Annotated in this window: 16 protein-coding genes; 4 read left to right on the top strand and 12 right to left on the bottom strand. The window is 32.3% G+C overall.

The genetic code is table 11. The annotated features are described in order from the left end of the window. Window positions 1–48: 48 nt before the first annotated feature. A complete protein-coding gene (locus tag ACFQ0S_RS12095) occupies window positions 49–867 on the bottom strand; it encodes an alpha/beta hydrolase (protein WP_379758823.1) in 819 nt (272 codons plus the stop codon). Window positions 868–923: 56 nt separating this feature from the next. Between ACFQ0S_RS12095 and ACFQ0S_RS12090 the strand changes: the two genes are divergently transcribed. Then, on the top strand, window positions 924–1,325 hold the full coding sequence (locus ACFQ0S_RS12090; protein ID WP_379758820.1) for an excinuclease ABC subunit B: 402 nt from the start codon (window positions 924–926) through the stop codon (window positions 1,323–1,325). Here ACFQ0S_RS12090 and uvrB read toward each other — a convergent pair. The 3 genes from uvrB to nudK form a co-directional block, all read right to left on the bottom strand. Beyond that, window positions 1,322–3,316: an excinuclease ABC subunit UvrB gene (gene uvrB / locus ACFQ0S_RS12085; RefSeq protein WP_379758817.1), complete on the bottom strand. Its 1,995-nt coding sequence runs from the start codon at window positions 3,314–3,316 to the stop codon at window positions 1,322–1,324. The genes ACFQ0S_RS12090 and uvrB overlap by 4 nt on opposite strands. A gap of 139 nt (window positions 3,317–3,455) precedes the next feature. Further along, window positions 3,456–4,412 carry a 23S rRNA (adenine(1618)-N(6))-methyltransferase RlmF gene (rlmF, locus tag ACFQ0S_RS12080; RefSeq protein ID WP_379758814.1) on the bottom strand — a complete coding sequence of 319 codons (957 nt, stop codon included), beginning with the start codon at window positions 4,410–4,412 and terminating at the stop codon, window positions 3,456–3,458. Between the two features lie 33 nt (window positions 4,413–4,445). Continuing rightward, window positions 4,446–5,030: a GDP-mannose pyrophosphatase NudK gene (gene nudK, locus ACFQ0S_RS12075; protein ID WP_379758811.1), complete on the bottom strand. Its 585-nt coding sequence runs from the start codon at window positions 5,028–5,030 to the stop codon at window positions 4,446–4,448. A gap of 150 nt (window positions 5,031–5,180) precedes the next feature. On the opposite strand from nudK, the gene ACFQ0S_RS12070 reads away from it, so the two are divergent. Next, on the top strand, window positions 5,181–5,852 hold the full coding sequence (locus tag ACFQ0S_RS12070; RefSeq protein ID WP_379758808.1) for a hypothetical protein: 672 nt from the start codon (window positions 5,181–5,183) through the stop codon (window positions 5,850–5,852). 94 nt (window positions 5,853–5,946) lie between these two features. Here the strand turns inward: ACFQ0S_RS12070 and ACFQ0S_RS12065 are convergent, their stop codons facing one another. The 6 genes from ACFQ0S_RS12065 to trmD form a co-directional block, all read right to left on the bottom strand. Then, complete coding sequence (locus ACFQ0S_RS12065; protein WP_379758805.1) at window positions 5,947–6,609, bottom strand: thiamine diphosphokinase; 663 nt, start codon at window positions 6,607–6,609, stop codon at window positions 5,947–5,949. A gap of 71 nt (window positions 6,610–6,680) precedes the next feature. After that, entirely contained in the window at window positions 6,681–7,502 is an 822-nt protein-coding gene (locus tag ACFQ0S_RS12060) for a DUF4249 domain-containing protein (protein WP_379758802.1), read from the bottom strand. A gap of 5 nt (window positions 7,503–7,507) precedes the next feature. Beyond that, a complete protein-coding gene (locus ACFQ0S_RS12055) occupies window positions 7,508–9,865 on the bottom strand; it encodes a TonB-dependent receptor (RefSeq protein WP_379758872.1) in 2,358 nt (785 codons plus the stop codon). 197 nt (window positions 9,866–10,062) lie between these two features. Beyond that, on the bottom strand, window positions 10,063–12,285 hold the full coding sequence (locus tag ACFQ0S_RS12050; protein WP_379758799.1) for an NADP-dependent isocitrate dehydrogenase: 2,223 nt from the start codon (window positions 12,283–12,285) through the stop codon (window positions 10,063–10,065). 250 nt (window positions 12,286–12,535) lie between these two features. Beyond that, a complete protein-coding gene (gene rplS, locus ACFQ0S_RS12045; RefSeq protein WP_379758796.1) occupies window positions 12,536–12,886 on the bottom strand; it encodes a 50S ribosomal protein L19 in 351 nt (116 codons plus the stop codon). 159 nt (window positions 12,887–13,045) lie between these two features. Next, on the bottom strand, window positions 13,046–13,726 hold the full coding sequence (gene trmD, locus ACFQ0S_RS12040; RefSeq protein WP_379758793.1) for a tRNA (guanosine(37)-N1)-methyltransferase TrmD: 681 nt from the start codon (window positions 13,724–13,726) through the stop codon (window positions 13,046–13,048). 126 nt (window positions 13,727–13,852) lie between these two features. Here trmD and ACFQ0S_RS12035 point away from each other — a divergent pair, with 126 nt between their 5' ends. Together ACFQ0S_RS12035 and ACFQ0S_RS12030 are read left to right on the top strand one after the other, a co-directional pair. After that, the gene (locus tag ACFQ0S_RS12035) at window positions 13,853–14,785 is read left to right on the top strand and encodes a peptidylprolyl isomerase (protein WP_379758790.1); all 933 of its coding nucleotides are present in this window, start codon (window positions 13,853–13,855) and stop codon (window positions 14,783–14,785) included. Between the two features lie 93 nt (window positions 14,786–14,878). Further along, on the top strand, window positions 14,879–15,175 hold the full coding sequence (locus ACFQ0S_RS12030; protein ID WP_379758787.1) for a cytochrome c: 297 nt from the start codon (window positions 14,879–14,881) through the stop codon (window positions 15,173–15,175). 72 nt (window positions 15,176–15,247) lie between these two features. Here the strand turns inward: ACFQ0S_RS12030 and ACFQ0S_RS12025 are convergent, their stop codons facing one another. Both ACFQ0S_RS12025 and ACFQ0S_RS12020 read right to left on the bottom strand, forming a co-directional pair. Continuing rightward, the gene (locus tag ACFQ0S_RS12025) at window positions 15,248–16,519 is read right to left on the bottom strand and encodes a glucose-1-phosphate adenylyltransferase (RefSeq protein WP_379758783.1); all 1,272 of its coding nucleotides are present in this window, start codon (window positions 16,517–16,519) and stop codon (window positions 15,248–15,250) included. 3 nt (window positions 16,520–16,522) lie between these two features. Then, window positions 16,523–17,938, bottom strand: a complete 1,416-nt coding sequence (locus ACFQ0S_RS12020; protein ID WP_379758780.1) for a glycogen synthase — start codon at window positions 17,936–17,938, stop codon at window positions 16,523–16,525. Window positions 17,939–18,136 lie beyond the last annotated feature (198 nt).

Here is an 18,136-nt window from a genome sequence, read left to right as displayed (position 1 = left end):
AAAGGTTAAAAAGGTTATTTGTATAGAAAGTTTAGTTTCTAAACTGTTTTACAAAAGCCAAAGGTACGCTTTTACAAAACCATCTCGCCATAATTTTTCGTTATGTTGACCTCCTTTTACAACTCTTTTTTTATTGAGTTGCATGCAGTCACACCTTTTTGAATTTACCAAATATTCTATTTTGTTGAGGTCGGGAATCATATCAGTATCGCCTTCGTTGTCGCCACATAGAAAATAAATTTTGGATTTTAGTTTTTTTGTTTGCTCCGTTAACTCTAAAATTTCTTTTCTGTTAAACCAAAACGCGGGCGAAAAAACTCCAGCTTTTCCAAAAACTTCTGGATATTTTAAAATAGCATAAAAGGAGGTTAATCCGCCAAGAGAACTGCCTATAATAATCGTATTCTTCGCATTCGGTTTTGTTCGGTATTTTTTGTCTATTTCTGGTTTCAAGTTTTTTACAATAAAGTCAAGATAGTTGTCTGCTTTACCGCCACCATATTTTTCGTTTTTATAGGGAGTTAATTCTTCTAATCGTTTTTCGTTTCCATGTTCGATGCCAACAACAATAACCTGAGCGTTTAAGCTATCTAATTTTTCATCAATATTCCATTCACCAACATAAGAAGTTTTAGCATCAAATAAATTTTGTGCATCATGCATATATATAACAGGATATTTTTTTGTTGAACCTAAATAATCTTTTGGTAAATACAACCAAATCTTCTTTGTAGTTTGCAATTGAGGTGCTTCAATCGTGAAAGTTGTTACTTGTGTTGAAGCAGTACTTTGTTGCTCTAATTTGCTTTGCGCATTTGAAGTTGTAAAAAACAATATAAAAACGAATAGCGTAAATCGTTGAATCATTTTTATTTTTTTATTTTAATTTTAAAAACAATATTTTAGCTAAAAATAATAAATTGATGAATAGTTTTGAAGAAAAAAGAAGTTTACTTTTAGAGATGATTGCTTTTTCTACTGTTGACGGGCGATTACATTCTAGAGAATACCAATTTTTAAAAATTATTGCTAAAGAATTAAGCATCGAAAATGAAGTGTTTGATGATTTATTTCATCAAGAATTACCTGTAATGAGTATTAAATCTCAATTTCAGCGTATTCAACAATTTTATCGTTTGGCTTTATTGATGCATTGTGATGGTATTTTGCACGAAAAAGAAGAAACGGCTATACGACAAATAGCCATTACTATGGGTTTGAATCCTTATGCAACTAAGCGAATTCTTGAATTGATGAAAGCCTCTACAAATGGTATGATTTCAGGCGAATTATTGTTAGAAGTTTTTCAGGAGCAATACAATTAAGAGAGTTGTCCTTGCAAAGACTTTATCTCATCCCTTAATTTTGCTGCTTGCATAAAGTCTAACTCTTTGGCGGCTTTTTCCATTGCTTTTCGTTTTTCACGAATGCGTTTTTCAATTTCAGGTTTGCTTAAATATTCCGTTTCAGGTTCGGCCGCTAAATTCCCAGAAGTGTACCCCAATTCAAAATCAACTAATTTATTTTTGGTAAAAGCACTTTCAATTTTTTTATTCAATGCCATTGGAATGACATTATTTGCAGTATTAAAATTAATTTGTTTGGTTCGTCGATAATTGGTTTCATCAATCGTTTTTTGCATACTCGCCGTAATTTTATCGGCATACATAATGGCTTTTCCGTTCAGGTTTCTCGCAGCACGACCAATAGTTTGGGTTAGCGAACGATGACTTCGTAAAAAACCTTCCTTATCCGCATCTAAAATAGCAACAAGTGAGACTTCAGGCAAATCTAATCCTTCACGTAGTAAATTAACACCAATCAAAACATCAAACAATCCTTTTCGTAAATCCTGCATGATTTCAATTCGTTCTAAGGTATCCACTTCTGAGTGAATGTAGCGACAACGAATACCAACCTTTGCTAAATATTTCGTCAGTTCTTCCGCCATTCTTTTGGTTAATGTGGTCACTAAAACACGTTCATCTATTTCAGCACGAACTTGAATTTCTTCAATTAAATCATCAATTTGATTCAAACTTGGACGAATTTCAATTATAGGATCTAATAATCCTGTTGGACGAATGACCTGCTCAATAACGACACCATCTGTTTTTTGCAATTCATAATCGGCTGGAGTTGCTGAAACGTAAATCACTTGATTTTGCATGGCTTCGAATTCCTCAAATTTTAAAGGACGATTGTCCATGGCAGCGGGTAATCGGAAACCATATTCTACTAAATTCTCTTTTCTACTTCTATCACCACCATACATGGCATGCACTTGAGAAAGGGTTACGTGACTTTCATCAACCACCATTAAATAATCTTTCGGAAAATAATCAATCAAACAAAAAGGGCGAGTTCCAGCCAATCGGCCATCTAGATAACGAGAGTAATTTTCTATTCCAGAGCAATAACCCAATTCACGAATCATTTCTAAATCGAAATTCGTACGTTCTTCTAGTCGTTTGGCTTCAAGATGCTTTCCTATTTCTTTAAAATAATCGACTTGTTTTACCAAATCTTGTTGAATTTCCCAAATAGCATTTTGCAAAACATCGGGCGATGTCACAAACATATTGGCGGGATAAATCGTTAGCTTTTCAAAGGTTTCAATAACAGTAGCATTTTTAACTTCAAAACGCTCTATTTCTTCAATTTCATCTCCAAAAAAATGAATGCGATAGGCATCATCAGCATAACTCGGATACACATCAACGGTATCGCCTTTTATTCTAAAACTTCCCGGAGTAAAATCGGCTTCGGTTCTAGAATACAAACTTTGCACCAATTGATGCAATAATTTGGTTCGAGAAATGATTTGTCCTTTCTCGATTGGAATTACATTTTTCTGAAATTCAATAGGATTTCCTATTCCGTATAAACAAGAAACAGAAGAGATTACAATAATATCGCGTCGTCCCGAAAGTAAGGAGGATACGGTAGACATTCGCATTTTTTCTAATTCCTCATTGATAGATAAATCCTTTTCGATGAAAACACCAGTTACGGGCATAAATGCTTCGGGTTGGTAATAATCGTAGTAGGAAACGAAATATTCTACCGCATTATTCGGAAAAAATTGTTTGAATTCTGAATACAATTGGGCTGCTAACGTTTTGTTGTGCGCTAAAACCAATGTTGGTCGTTGCACTTCCTCAATGACATTGGCTACTGTAAATGTTTTTCCAGAACCCGTTACGCCCAATAAAGTTTGGAATTTTTCATCGTCAAGAATTCCTTTAGCTAATTTTTCAATAGCCTGAGGTTGATCGCCTTTTGGTTTGTAATCGGATACAACTTGGAAATTCATTGATTAGGGACAAAGATTCAGAAGCACAAAGGTACAAAGGAATTCAATAAAATGAAGTTGTGGTTATTTTATTAAATCGAAATTTTTGGTATAGGCGTTAAGACCTTTTTAGTATTAAAAGTCCAGATTAATAAAAATGTTACTCAAATTTCCACGCTTTCTGTTGGGCCTCGCTTAAAAAAGTCCAAGCCACAACTCGGCTTTTCTTTTGACCTTGAGCCATGTCAAAGGTTTTTATGGCAACTACATCTACTTTATTTAAGGTTTTGTAAATGCTTTTTAGATTGTCTTTTTTAGAAACTAATGTGGTAAACCAAAGCACTTGCAAGGGGTATTTGGCACTTTCGTAAATCATTTGGGTAATGAAACCAATTTCTCCACCTTCGCACCATAATTCGGCATTTTGTCCGCCAAAATTCAAAGCAGGTTTATCGATTCTAGTGTTTTGAAGATTACTTATTTTCCTGATGTTGCTTATTGTAGCTTCTTCTTTAGAGGAGTGAAAAGGAGGATTGCACATTGTAAAGGCAAACCGATCTTCTGGTAAAATGATATTTTTAAAAATATGGCGTGAGTTTATTTGCAATTGCAAACTTATCGCATCTATTAATTTCGAATTGCCCTCAATTATTTTTTTACAGTTTTGAATGGCTTTTTCATCGCTATCCGTCCCAACAAATGACCATTCATATACAGCATTTCCAATTATTGGATAAACGCAATTGGCTCCAATTCCAATATCTAACCCTTGAACGGTTTCACCAACTGGAATAATTCCATTATTGCTAGAGGCTAATAAATCGCCAATATTATAAATATAATCGGCTCTTCCAGGAATAGGAGGGCATAAATAATTCTCAGGAATTTCCCAAAATCCAATGTCATAATGAGCAATTAACAAAGACTTGTTAAGCAGCTTAATTGCTTTTGGGTTGCTAAAATCAAAGACTTGAGTATGATACTCATTGATAGAAAAAAAGTCTTTTAGTTCAGGTGAAATTTTTATTAACTGTTCAAAGTTATATCCAAAACGGTTTGGGTTTTTGGGATGTAATTTGATTTTTTCGACAACAATTTCTGGCTTTTCGTTTTGCATAGTGTGACAAATATAAGAAAACGTTCAGAAAATTTATAGTAATAAATTGTTGATTTTTGCATATTGCAAAAGCATGATGGTTTTGGCATCTTTTATTTCGCCAGTGGTAATCATTTGCATTGCTTTATGGAATGGCATTTCTAAAACTTCTATGTTTTCTTGTTCTTCGTCTAGTCCGCCGCCATCATTCACTTTCATTTCTTTTGAATATTCTCCAACAAAAAAATGAAGAATTTCTGTAATTGCACCCGGTGACATATAGGCTTCAAAAATTTTTCGAACTTCTTTTACTTGGTAACCTGTTTCTTCTTCGGTTTCTCTTTTTATACAATCTTCAGGATTTTCTTCTTCGAGCATTCCAGCACAAGTTTCTATCATCATTCCTGTATCGTTTCCGTTTAAATAAGTTGGAATTCGCAATTGTCTGGTCAAAACTACTGTTTTGATTTCCTTATTGTAAAGTAAAATACTTGCGCCATTTCCTCTGTCATATACTTCTCTTATTTGGGTTTGCCAATCTCCATCTTCTTTTTGATATTCATAAGTGACTTTTTTTAGTGTAAACCAATTATCAGAAAGGATTTCGTTTTTTGTAATTTTTATTTTTGGATTTGTCATTAAAGAGTAATTAATTTTGGTGCTAATATAGCGAATAGTAATTGTGAATAGTACTTCCTTTTTTATAATCTCAGATTATAAAAAAATGATAAAATAGGTTGGTTAATGTTTAAAAGCATTAATTTTATAAAATATATTATAAATATTTTTATGAAGCAAATTGCTGTCATTGCATTTATATTTTTATTTTCGTTGCATTGTTTGTCTCAATCTGAGTTTCAAAACAAGTCCAACTCTTTTAAACCAATTGGACCAAATACTGTTAAACCGTCTCCAACTCCAGTAGCCCCGTCTGTTTTTAAATTACATACTAAGCCAGAACCTTATACTTCTAAATTTATAGAAGAAAAAAATAAAATTCAGTTTACAAATACCAATGATTTTAAAAATCCAGGGGACATTTATAAAGAAAAACTCAATAAGAAATTGAATGTCGAGGGTTATGGAAGCGCGGTTGAAAATAAAGATTTCTTTTTTGGAGAGTTTGTGGTTACTACTGAAAGATTACTTATCGCTTGTAGGGATAAGGGTGAAATTGACGGGGATAATGTTTGCATTTGGGTTAATGGAGAAAAGGTAGCTCCATTAATATATCTTGAAGGAAGTTTTAAAAAATATTATGTTGAATTAAAAATGAATAGAAATACCATTGAAATTGAGGCTTTAGGTACTGGTTTGATATATCCTAATACGGGACAATTTACTTTTTTTGACGGTAACGAAAAATTAGTCACCAATCAGGATTGGAATTTGAATTCAGGCTACAAGGCTATCATAAGAATACGGAGAATCAATGGGCTTGAATTAGAAATTAAGAAATAAAAATATACAAAATATCTTATCTTTCTTAACTCATGGAATTTGTCTAAATGTTTTAAAGCAACTATTATCGTAGTGAAGGAATAATTTTTTTAAGCTAATCCATACACTCCATTAATAATAAATCGCCCTCTTCATGCAAAATAGTTACTATACCATCTTTAGTGACATGATTACTACTTCCAGTTTTATAACCAATAGTGAGGCTGTCATTTTTTAAAGGATAGAATAAATTTTCAGAATGAATTCCAGAAACTCTTCCTACAGGAATTAAAGAAATAGGAGTATTTGCAGTATACCATTTCTCGAATTTTTTGGGTAATAAAAACACTTTTGAGTGGTCATCGAGTATAACTATTTTTAATGAGTCTCTATATTGAATAATAGTTGTTAAATTGGTAATAGTATGGTCGGCTCTTTTTCCGGTTGCCCAAACTACATTTACTGCTGGTATTTTTCTTTCTATCAAATAGTCAAAGGCCTTTTCTAAATCGGTTTTGTTTTGGTCTGGAGTATGAATAATTTCAATAGGATATTGCGATTGCAGTAACTCATGCGGATTAAAACCTCTGTCAAAATCTCCTAAAACAACATCTACCTTAATATTTAAATCGATTACTCTTTCTATAGCAGCATCTAAAACTATTACAAGAGGTGACCATTCTAACAATTGCCCTAATAATTCTTCGTTGCAGGATGCTCCGTTAGCAATTATTAATGCTGGCTCTTGATCGTCACGAACAATATGGTGAGAAGACATTATAAATTAGGAATTATAGATTGATGTTTACTGCAAATGTAGTAATTCAAAATTTTGTTATGAGATGATTCTTATTTAATAGTATATCTTTTAGTAACAACTTCTGATAATGAAAAATAGCCAAGAGGAAAATTATTCTTATCTGTAGAATTAATAATATTTCCTCTTACAGTAGCAGGTGGAGATTGAAATGGACCTCCGCCACTATTTCCTGAAATATTCAATAAAATACTCAAATAATTATAGTATCTTTTTGAAATACCAAAATGTTTAACCTCAATAACGTCACCAACTTTAAGTTCTTCATTTTGTGAAAGGCTAAAAAAGGTATTGCCCTGAAAAAAATTATCTTCATCAACATAATAATCAGATTTAATTTGATTAGAATAGTTGTATTTGTACAGATAATAATTATCAGAATCTTTAGGGTCTGTATAAAATGATTTAATTTCGATTTGGTTTCCTAAGATTCCGCCTTCGTTGTTTTGTACAATTTCATCAATAGGAGCAATTGCCAATAGGGTTTCTTTTGCAGTATAAGTTTGTCCTTTAGCAATTACAGTAAGAGTATATTCTTCATTTAATATGGGAATAAAATTGGTGCAAAAGTATTCACCGGTATTAGCATTTTCAATAAAATCATAATTGCTATTTTTACTGTCTTTTACAAAAATTGTAGCTCCTGAAACAGTTGGGATTTCCGAACTAAAATAATCTGACGTAGTCGTTAATTTTATTTTTTGAAGATTACCAGATGTTCCTTTTTCCCAATTTATCGACGCATCAATTACGAGTTTAGGTGGTGCGGCGTTTAAATCAACGTTTACTACATCTTCGCAACTATTAAAAAATGAGGCAAAAATTATGAGGCATGATAGATATATATATTTCATGATATTTAAAATTTAAAATTATAACTCACAGCCGGTACAATACCAAATATAGATGTTCGAACCGCTTCATTTGCACCAGAATCAGCATTTTGCCTAAAGTTTATAGATGCTGCATTTCTGCGATTATATAGATTATAAATACTAAAAACCCATTCTGTTTTCCAATTTCTATTATTGTTTTTATGAGGAGTTAGTGTGGCTGAAATATCTAAATGATGAAAAGCTGACAATCGATTTTCGTTTCTAAGTCCATAACTGGGAACATTTATATCTAAATATTGATATTGACCGGTTGGATAAGTTACAGGTTGACCAGTTTGAAAAATAAAGTTAGCGCCAAAGCTCCATTTCTTATTTAAGTTATAGGCACTAGTTACCGCAACATTGTGCAATTTATCAAAAACAGAATTATACCAATTACCATTGTTTATACCCAATTCATCAGGCGTTCTTCCGGGTGTTTGCTGTTCAGATTTTGATAAAGTATAGGAAATCCAACCGTTTAATTTTCCTTCATTTTTTCGCAACATTAGTTCTAAACCATACGATCGCAATTGACCGTTTAATACTATTTGTTCTATAGCTTCATTGGCGATCAAATTCGCACCATCAATATAGTCAAGTCTGTTTTTTACTTTTTTATAATAGGTTTCAATTTCTAAAGAATACATATTGTCTTTAAAATTTTTGAAAAACCCTACTGCTACTTGATCTGCTATTTGAGGTTTTATAAAATTATCGCTTGGTGTCCAAATGTCTAATGGAGTAGGAGATGAAGTATTAGAAATGAGTTGTAAATACTGAACCATTCTGTTGTAACTCATTTTTACTGATTGGTTGTCATTTATTTGATAAGCTATTGCAGCTCTTGGCTCAAGATAATTATAACTGGCAATCACTTCGTTTGAATCATAAAATTTTGTTCCTATAGGTTTAGCTTTCTCGTAAATTTGTAAATCTTGATTAAAAAGTACGGGATTGTTATTTTCGTAAATATCTACATTCGATTGTCCCAACCTATAAAAAAGACTGTATCTTAAACCGTAAGTTAAATCAATTTTACTTGAAAGCTCTTGTTCAGCATCAATATATATTGCTGGCTCAAAAGCTTTTTTCTTTTCTAATTGCCTAAAATTGAATCCAGAATCATCAGTAGCAGGTTTTATTGTGCCTGGATTAAAGTCATAGTAAATGGCGTTTAATCCAAAATTGAGTTTGAAATTATCTGTAATATAGTTTTTGAAATCGTATTTAATGTTGTAGTTTTTAATGCCAGAATCCCATTTGAATCCAATGAAATTCAAATCTAAACCATAATAATAATCACTATATATTAATGATAAATTTGAAAACAATTTATCTGAAAATAAATGATTCCATCTTAAATTTAAAGTAGCATTTCCGTATGTGTTTGTAAAGCTTTTTGCCAAACTAAAAACGTCTCGACCAAAATAACTTGATAAATACAAGTTGTTATTAGGATTAAGTTTGTAACTAAATTTTGCATTTAAATCATAAAAATAAGCAGAATTGTTTTTTTGTTCTTCTGAAAGTTTTAAGAAAAGATGAGCATAGGAGCCTCTCCCGCCTATAAGAAACGAGCCTTTGTCCTTTACAATAGGGCCTTCAACAAGCAATCTACTAGTAATTAAACCTATTCCTCCATTTGCATGAAAACCATTACTACTTCCGTCTTTTTGATAAATATCTAAGACAGATGACGCTCTACCTCCATAACGAGCAGGAATTCCGCCTTTATAAAGTTTTAAATCTTTAATGGCATCAGGGTTAAAAACCGAGAAAAATCCAAAAACATGCGAAGAATTGAAAATAGTAGCTTCGTCTAATAAAATTAAATTTTGATCTGCTCCACCTCCACGAACATTAAATCCCGATGCTCCTTCACCTGCATTGGTAACTCCTGGTAATAATAAAAGTGATTTTATGACATCTACTTCTCCTAGAACTACAGGCATTTTTTTAATTGTTGATATAGATAGTTTATTCACACTCATTTCTGCCTTTCGAATATTGGTAGCTTTTCTGCTATCAGTAACTACTACTTCTTGCAGTTGTTGTTCCTCTAAATTCGAAAGTTTAAAATTGAGTTTTGAGTTTTTTTCTAAAGTGATGGTTTGTTCTAACGTTTGAAAGCCAACATAACTAATTTGTATTTCGTAACTTCCGTTAGGAATTGTTATCGAATAAAACCCGTATTCATTTGTAGCTACTCCAGTTTTTAACAACGGAATGTACACATTTACACCAATAAGGGTTTCATTATTTTTTACATCAGTAATAATTCCGCTTAAAGTAAATTTTTGTTTAGTATTATCTGAGGTGCTTTTTTCTTGAGCACTCATGCTATTAAATAGTAGTAGTAATAGTACAGAAGTAAGGAATTTAATTGAAAACTGCATAATTTATTTTTAGTAGTACAAAGTAGACGAATTTTGGATTATGTTGTTACAAATCAAATGTTAATTAATCTTAATTTTTTTATGAATAAAAAAGACAACCGGTTAAAGTTGTCTTTATTATAAAGTAAAATTATATTTAATTAAGCAATTTGAGCTAATATAGAATTAAATGTTGTACTAGGTCGCATGGCTTTTTCTGTCAAAGCAGGATTTGGTTGGTAATGACCTCCAATAGTTTGAGGTTTTCCTTGAGCTCCTATTAATTCTGAGTTTATTTTCGCAACGTTTTGAGAAAACTCTGAAGAAACGGGAGTAAAGATAGCTTTCAAAGTAGCATCTTTGGTTTGTGCTGCTAGAGCTTCTGCCCAATACATAGCCAAATAAAAGTGAGAACCACGGTTGTCTATTTCTCCAATTTTACGTGCCGGAGATTTATCATTAGCTAAGAATTTCTCAGTAGCTACATCGAGAGTTTCGGCTAAAATAAGTGCTTTTGAATTCTTTAATGTTTGCCCTAAGTGTTCTAATGAAGCACCCAAAGCTAAAAATTCACCTAAAGAATCCCAACGTAAATATCCTTCTGCAGAAAATTGTTCGACGTGTTTTGGAGCAGATCCACCAGCACCAGTTTCAAACAAACCACCACCATTCATCAACGGAACGATAGATAACATTTTAGCAGATGTTCCAACTTCTAAAATTGGGAATAAATCAGTTAAATAATCGCGTAAAACGTTTCCTGTTACCGATATAGTGTCTAATCCATTAATAATTCTCTCTAACGTAAAGTTAGTTGCCTCGATAGGTGAAAGAATTTGAATATCTATAGCTGAGGTATCGTAATCTTTTAAATAAGTAGACACTTTTTTAATTAATTCTCTATCATGCGCTCTGTTTTCATCCAACCAAAATACAGCTGGAGTATTAGATAAACGGGCTCTGTTTACGGCTAATTTTACCCAATCTTGAATAGGAGCATCTTTAGCTTGACACATTCTGAAAATATCATTTTTTTCTACTAATTGTTCCATTAAGATTGTTCCATTGGTATCAATAACTCGAACTGTTCCATTGGCTTTCATTTGGAAAGTCTTATCATGCGAACCGTATTCTTCTGCTTTTTGAGCCATCAGTCCAACGTTAGGAACGCTTCCCATAGTTTTTGGGTCAAAAGCCCCATGTTTTTTACAAAAGTCTATAGTAGCTGTATAAACACCTGCATAACATCTGTCAGGTATAATTGCAAAAGTATCCTGTAATTTACCACGTTTATTATACATCTGTCCTGAAGTACGAATCATTGCAGGCATAGATGCATCTACAATTACATCCGACGGAACTTGAAGGTTTGTAATTCCTTTCTCAGAATTTACCATTGCTAATGCTGGTCCGTTTTCTATAGCCTCGTCTATCGCTTCTTCTATTTCAGTTTGCAATGGATTACCTGCAATTTTAGCATAAACATCACCCAAGCCGTTTCGGGTATCGATATTTAATTCACTAAATAGAGTAGCATATTTTTCGAATACTGCTGCAAAATATACTTCAACAATGGCTCCAAAAATAATTGGATCTGAAACTTTCATCATTGTTGCTTTCAAATGAACAGAAAGCAATACATTTTTTTCTCTAGCTTCAATGATTGTTTTTGCAATAAAACTTTTCAAAGAGGTAATATTCATTACCGAGCTATCAATGATTTCACCTGATTTTAAAGGAGTACTGGCTTTTAAAACTGTAGACGATCCATCTTCTCCAAAAAATTCAATTTTTACATCGGTTGCCTCAGTAATGGTTAATGATTTTTCACTTCCGTAAAAGTCTCCACTTTTCATGGAAGCTACTTTTGTTTTTGAGTCTGATGCCCAAGCCCCCATGGAGTGCGGATTGGCTTTTGCGTAATTTTTTACAGCTTTTGGCGCTCTACGATCAGAATTTCCTTCACGTAAAACAGGATTTACCGCTGAACCTAATATTTTTGAATATTGCGCTTTTATAGATTTTTCTTCATCATTTGATGGTTCTTCAGGAAAATTTGGAACTGCATATCCGTGAGATTGTAATTCCGCAATTGCTGCTTTTAATTGTGGTACTGATGCAGAAACATTAGGTAGTTTAATGATGTTTGCTTCTGGAGTAGTTGCCAATTTCCCTAGTTCTAATAATGCATCTCCCACTTTTTGTTTTTCTTTTAAATAAGAAGGAAAATTAGCTAGAATTCTTCCAGCAAGGGAAATGTCTCTAGTTTCAATTTCAATATCAGAAGTTGCCGTAAAAGCTTGAACAATTGGTAAAAAAGAATAAGTGGCCAATAATGGCGCTTCATCGGTAAGCGTGTAAAAAATTTTTGATTTTTGTGTCATTTTTTTAATTGTAAAATCTAAATCAGTGTTAAAATTTATCTAAGTATTTTTACTTAAAATAAAGGAGCGCAAATATATGAAAATCAGTTTAAAAACGATGCTAGTATTAGAATAAAAACATTAATATTAATTTTAATAACTAGAAATTTGCAATTTGCTATTTTAATTGGTTTTTGGATGCATAATTTTATTGATTTGTTTCAAAAAAAAATCCCGATAGTATCGGGATTTAATATGCTGAAAAGAAAAATTATCTTCTTTTATCTCTAATTTTTGCTTTTTTACCAGTAAGTTCTCTAAAGTAGAAAATTCTAGCTCTACGAACATGACCTTTCTTGTTAATTTCTATTTTCTGTAAAGCGGGTAAGTTTACAGGGAAGATACGCTCTACACCAACTGCACCTGACATTTTACGAATAGTAAAAGTTTCTGTATTTCCAGAACCTCTTCTTTGAATAACCACTCCTTTAAAAAACTGAGTTCTTGTTTTTTCACCCTCTTTAATTTCATAGAACACAGTGATAGTATCACCAGCTCCGAATACAGGGAAATCTTTTCTTGTTACGAATTCGTCTTGAACGAATTTCATTAAATCTGCCATGATATTTTTTTAATTATGGTTTTAAATTAGAGCAACATTCGCGGTTTTCGCCAGAGGTTGGTCAAATGTGGGTGCAAATGTAAAAAAAAGTTATGAGTTATGAGTTATGAGTTATGATTTTTTTTTTAATAAAACGCTCAACTTTTTTTCTTATAACATTTAACTTTCTTCTAGTAAATCAGGTCTTCTGTTTTTAGTGTGTTCATAAGCCATATCTTCATTCCATTTATCGATTTTTGCAAAATTTCCGCTCGTTAAAACGTCAGGAACTTTCCATCCTTTGTAATCTGCCGGACGTGTATAAATAGGTCCTGATAATAAATTATCTTGAAAACTATCTGTAAGAGCTGAAGTTTCATCACTTAAAACACCGGGAATTAAACGGATTATAGCATCTGACAAAACTAAAGCACCTAATTCTCCGCCACTCAAAACATAATCACCAATAGAAATTTCTCTAGTGATAAAATGATCGCGAACTCGTTGATCGACTCCTTTATAATGACCACAAAGAATAATGATATTATCATACATCGATATGGTATTTGCCATTTTCTGATTCAATGTTTCTCCGTCGGGAGTCATATAGATGATCTCGTCATAGGTTCTTTCGCTTTTTAAATGTGTGATGCATGCATCAATGGGTTGAACGGTCATTACCATCCCAGCGCCACCTCCAAAAGGATAATCGTCAACACTTTTTTGTTTGTTGGTCGTATAATCACGTAAATTATGAAAATAAACTTGAACTAAACCTTTATCTATAGAACGTTTCATTATTGAAGCTTCAAAAGGGCTTTTTAATAGGTCAGGTAATATGGTGATGATGTCTATTCGCATGTTTTTGTTTTGAAAGCAGCAAAGGTACAAAGTTTAAAAGTTTTCAAATAATATAATCAGTGTTTAAGCAAATATTCATTTTGAAATTAATTTTGTAAATTTGCACTTCAATAAAAAACATTAAAAATGGAAAACGGAATATATGCTAAATTCAACACCGAAAAAGGTTCGATTTTAGTAAAACTAACGCACGATTTAACACCAGGAACTGTTGGTAACTTTGTAGCATTGGCAGAAGGTAACTTAGAAAATAAAGTCAAACCTCAAGGAACTAAATTTTACGACGGATTAAAATTTCATAGAGTTATTCCTGATTTTATGATTCAAGGTGGTTGCCCACAAGGAACAGGAACAGGTGATCCAGGTTATAAATTTGATGACGAATTTCATCCAAGTCTAAAGCATGATAAACCGGGCGTTTTGGCTATGGCCAACTCCGGACCAGGAAGTAATGGTTCGCAGTTTTATATTACCCACGTTCCAACATCTTGGTTAGATGGCAAGCATACTGTTTTTGGACATGTAGTTGAAGGACAGGATGTTGTAGATGCTGTTGCGCAAGGCGATGTTTTAGAATCTTTAGAAATTATTAGAGTAGGTGAGGAAGCTCAAAAATGGAATGCTGTTGAAGCTTTCAGAACTTTTGAAGGCTCTCGTGCTAAACGTGAAGCTGCCGAAAGAGAAGCCGCTGAAGCAAAAATGGAAAAACTGGCTGCTGGTTTCGAAAAAACAGAAAGCGGTTTGCGTTACCAATTTATTCAAAGAGGAAATGGTAAAAAAGCAGAAAACGGAAAAACAGTTTCAGTTCATTATTCAGGGCAACTAGAAGACGGAAAAGTCTTTGATAGTTCGTATCCAAGAAAAAAACCAATCGAATTTCCTTTAGGAAGAGGAAATGTTATTGAAGGATGGGATGAAGGAATTGCCTTATTGCAAGTTGGTGATAAAGCTCGTTTTGTTATTCCATCACATTTAGGATATGGTTCTCGTGGTGCAGGTGGAGTAATTCCACCAAACGCAACATTAATTTTTGATGTAGAATTAATGGATGTGAAATAGTTTCTTTTTAAACAGAAAAAAAGCATACATTAGTCTATTATTTAGATTATATAAATTCCCAAATATGATCGCTAACAAATAACATTTACAGATATGAAATTAAAAATTATTGTTATCGCATTTTTAGGGTTTATGATTTATTCCTGTGCTTCAAAATCAACCTTGCCAGTTCCAGTAGTTGCTGAAGCCAAAAAAGAAGTAGTAACAAGTAGTATTGAGGAAGGTAAAAATTTGTATGAAAATAATTGTGCTAACTGTCACAAACTTTATGGTGCAAAAGAATTTTCTGCTGAGGAATGGAAACCCATTTTGTACAGTATGCAAAAGAAAGCTCATTTAAATGATGCTGAAATGGCTTCTATTTCAAATTACATTAATTCGCAGTTGTAATAATTCAGGTTAAAAAAAAACACATCTTTTGAGATAAAAGATGTGTTTTTTTTTTATGTTTATGAATTTCTATTAAATGGTAAATCCGTCAGGAATAGTAACCCCTTTTTTAACAACTATAATTCCATCTTTAATAGTGTAAAGATTTGTATTTGTGTTTTCTAAGTGTTTCCCACCATTTAATGTTACATCATTTCCAATTCTACAGTTTTTATCGACAATTGTGTTATTTATCGAACAACGTTCACCAATTCCGATGTTTATTATTCCTTTCTCATTATTAGTTCTAATTTCATCTATATTTTGATAGAAATCATTTCCCATTAAATATGAATTTGATATTGAAGAACCAAAACCAATTCTACTTCTGATTCCTATAACTGAATGCTTAATTGTAGTACCATTTATAATACATCCCTCAGTAACAATTGATTTGTCAAGAGTTGATGCTCCAGTTATTTTTGATGGTGGTAAAACCCTTGCTCTGGTATATATTTTACTAGAATTGTCAAATAAGTTAAATTTAGGAATGTCATCAGTTAGCCCTAAATTTGCTTCAAAGAAAGAATCAATGTTTCCAATATCGGTCCAATAGCCTTCATATTGGTAGCTCAATATTTTGTGTTTTCCAATGGCTTGTGGAATAATTTCTTTTCCAAAATCTTTGGTATCAGGATTTGACATTAACTCTAGCAATAATTCACGGTTAAAAATATAAATACCCATAGAAGCCAAATAAATCTTTCCTTCTTGCTTCATTTCGTCACTTACTTCAGATGTCCAATCAGGCAAAAGTTCTGCGGCTGGTTTTTCTATAAATGAGGATATAAAATTTTCATCATCGGTTTTTAGGATACCAAACTCTGAAGCTTCCTTAGCATTTACTGGTAATGTTGCAATAGAAATGGCGGCACCGCTTTTTTCGTGAGCATTTATCATTTCATTAAAATTCATTTGATACAACTGATCTCCTGATAAAATAAGAGCATAGTCGAAATCATGATTCATAAAATGTTGCATACATTGTCTTACGGCATCAGCCGTTCCTTGAAACCATGTTGGGTTATCAGGAGTTTGTTCGGCCGCTAAAATATCAACAAAAGCAGTGCTAAAGTGACTAAAATGGTAGGTGTTTTTGATATGCTGATTCAATGAAGCCGAATTAAATTGTGTTAAAACAAACATTCTTTTAATATCAGAGTTGATACAATTTGAAATTGGAATATCTACCAGTCTGTATTTCCCCGCTACAGGTACAGCTGGTTTTGACCGACTTTCTGTTAGTGGTGCCAATCTAGATCCTTGGCCGCCTCCTAAAATAATGGCGAGCGTGCTTTTTTTCATGATTTATGTAGTTAAAGATTCGTATGTTTTTATATATTTTTTTGCAACGTTTTCCCATGAATGGTCTTTTTCCATTGCTGTTTTTCTAATTGCATTTAATTCTGAGGTATCATTATATAAAGTAATAGCCCTTGTTATTGAATGATTTACATCAAAAATACTCGTTTGGTCGTGACATATGCCAAAACCTCCATCTCCCATATCTAATACAGTATCTTTTAAGCCTCCAGTTCTTCTCACAATAGGAATTGTTCCGTAATGTAAGGCAATCATTTGGTTTGTTCCACAGGGTTCAACCCTTGAAGGCATCAATAAGAAATCGGCTGAGGCAAATACAAGATGTTCAAGTTTTTCATTATAATTCATATTGGAATTATAGTTTCCGTAATAGAAATTTTTTAAACCTTGCAAACTTTTTTCTAGAACTGGATTTCCTTTACCTAGAATTAAAATGTTTATTTCTTTTGGATGATTGTTTAATACAACACTGCAAATCTCGGGTAATATATCGGCACCTTTTTCAGGTGTTAAGTTTCCAATAAATACAAATAAAGGTTTAGAAACGTCTAAATTAAATTGTTCGCAAATGTATTCTTTGTTCATTTGTTTGCCTTTTTGAAAATTCTCTATTGAATAGTTCTCAATAAGTAAAGAATCAGTTTTTGGGTTCCAAACACGAGTATCTATTCCGTTTAGAATTCCAATGGCTTTTTGCTTTTCATAGTGCAATAAATTTTCTAAACCGCTTATATTACTACAAATATCATCCAAATAACTAGGTGAGATTGTGGTAATTTTCCATACACATCGTATGGCTGAAGCTAAAGGATTTATCATTCCATTCCATTCTAAAAGACCAATTTTAGACTGGTCGAAAGTAGGCAGATAATTTAGTTTATCAGAACTAAATGCTCCTTGGTGTTTTTCATTATAAATGGTTAACACAGTGGGTGTATCTTTTAAATCAAAAAAGCTAAAACAATGTTTCACCATAAAAGGAATTAAACCTGTATGGTGTTCATGGCAATGAATAATATCAGATTTTTGATTGGTTTTTGAAATCCAATCTAGAAAAGCAATCTGAAAAGCCACAAAACGTTCGGTATCATCTTCATAGAAATAAATATTTGGTCTGTCAAACAATTCTGGAATAGCTATATGAAATAAGTCAAATCCTAATTTGTTTGTTTTCTCCTTTAAAACAGTAAACGAAAAACGAAACCATCCTAAATGAAGCTCGCCTGAATATATTTCTTCAAAAACGTTTTGTTTCGCAAATATATTATCATAAAAAGGGACAACTACTTTTGGTTGATGTCCTAAAAGTTTTTGATTTTTACAAAGTGAGCTAATGCCATCTGCTAAATCGCCTTCTTTAGCAACGGGATTACATTCGGCACTAATGTGAAAAATTTCCATAAACAACTATTTCGAACCTAATACTCTTTTTAATATTCATCTTTTTAGAATGGTAAGGTACTCATTTTGTATTAAATTATAATTTAAAAGTAGTTAAATATGTTTTCGAAGTGATTTATTAATTAAATATCATTAAAATTGTTTATTTATTGATATAAATTTAAAAATATGTTTACATATATGTTATTTATAATAAAT

The organism is Flavobacterium myungsuense (assembly GCF_042677265.1).
GTDB lineage: Bacteria > Bacteroidota > Bacteroidia > Flavobacteriales > Flavobacteriaceae > Flavobacterium > Flavobacterium myungsuense.
The sequence above is the reverse complement of the archived record's forward strand: the minus strand, read 5'-3'. Positions and strand labels throughout refer to the sequence as shown.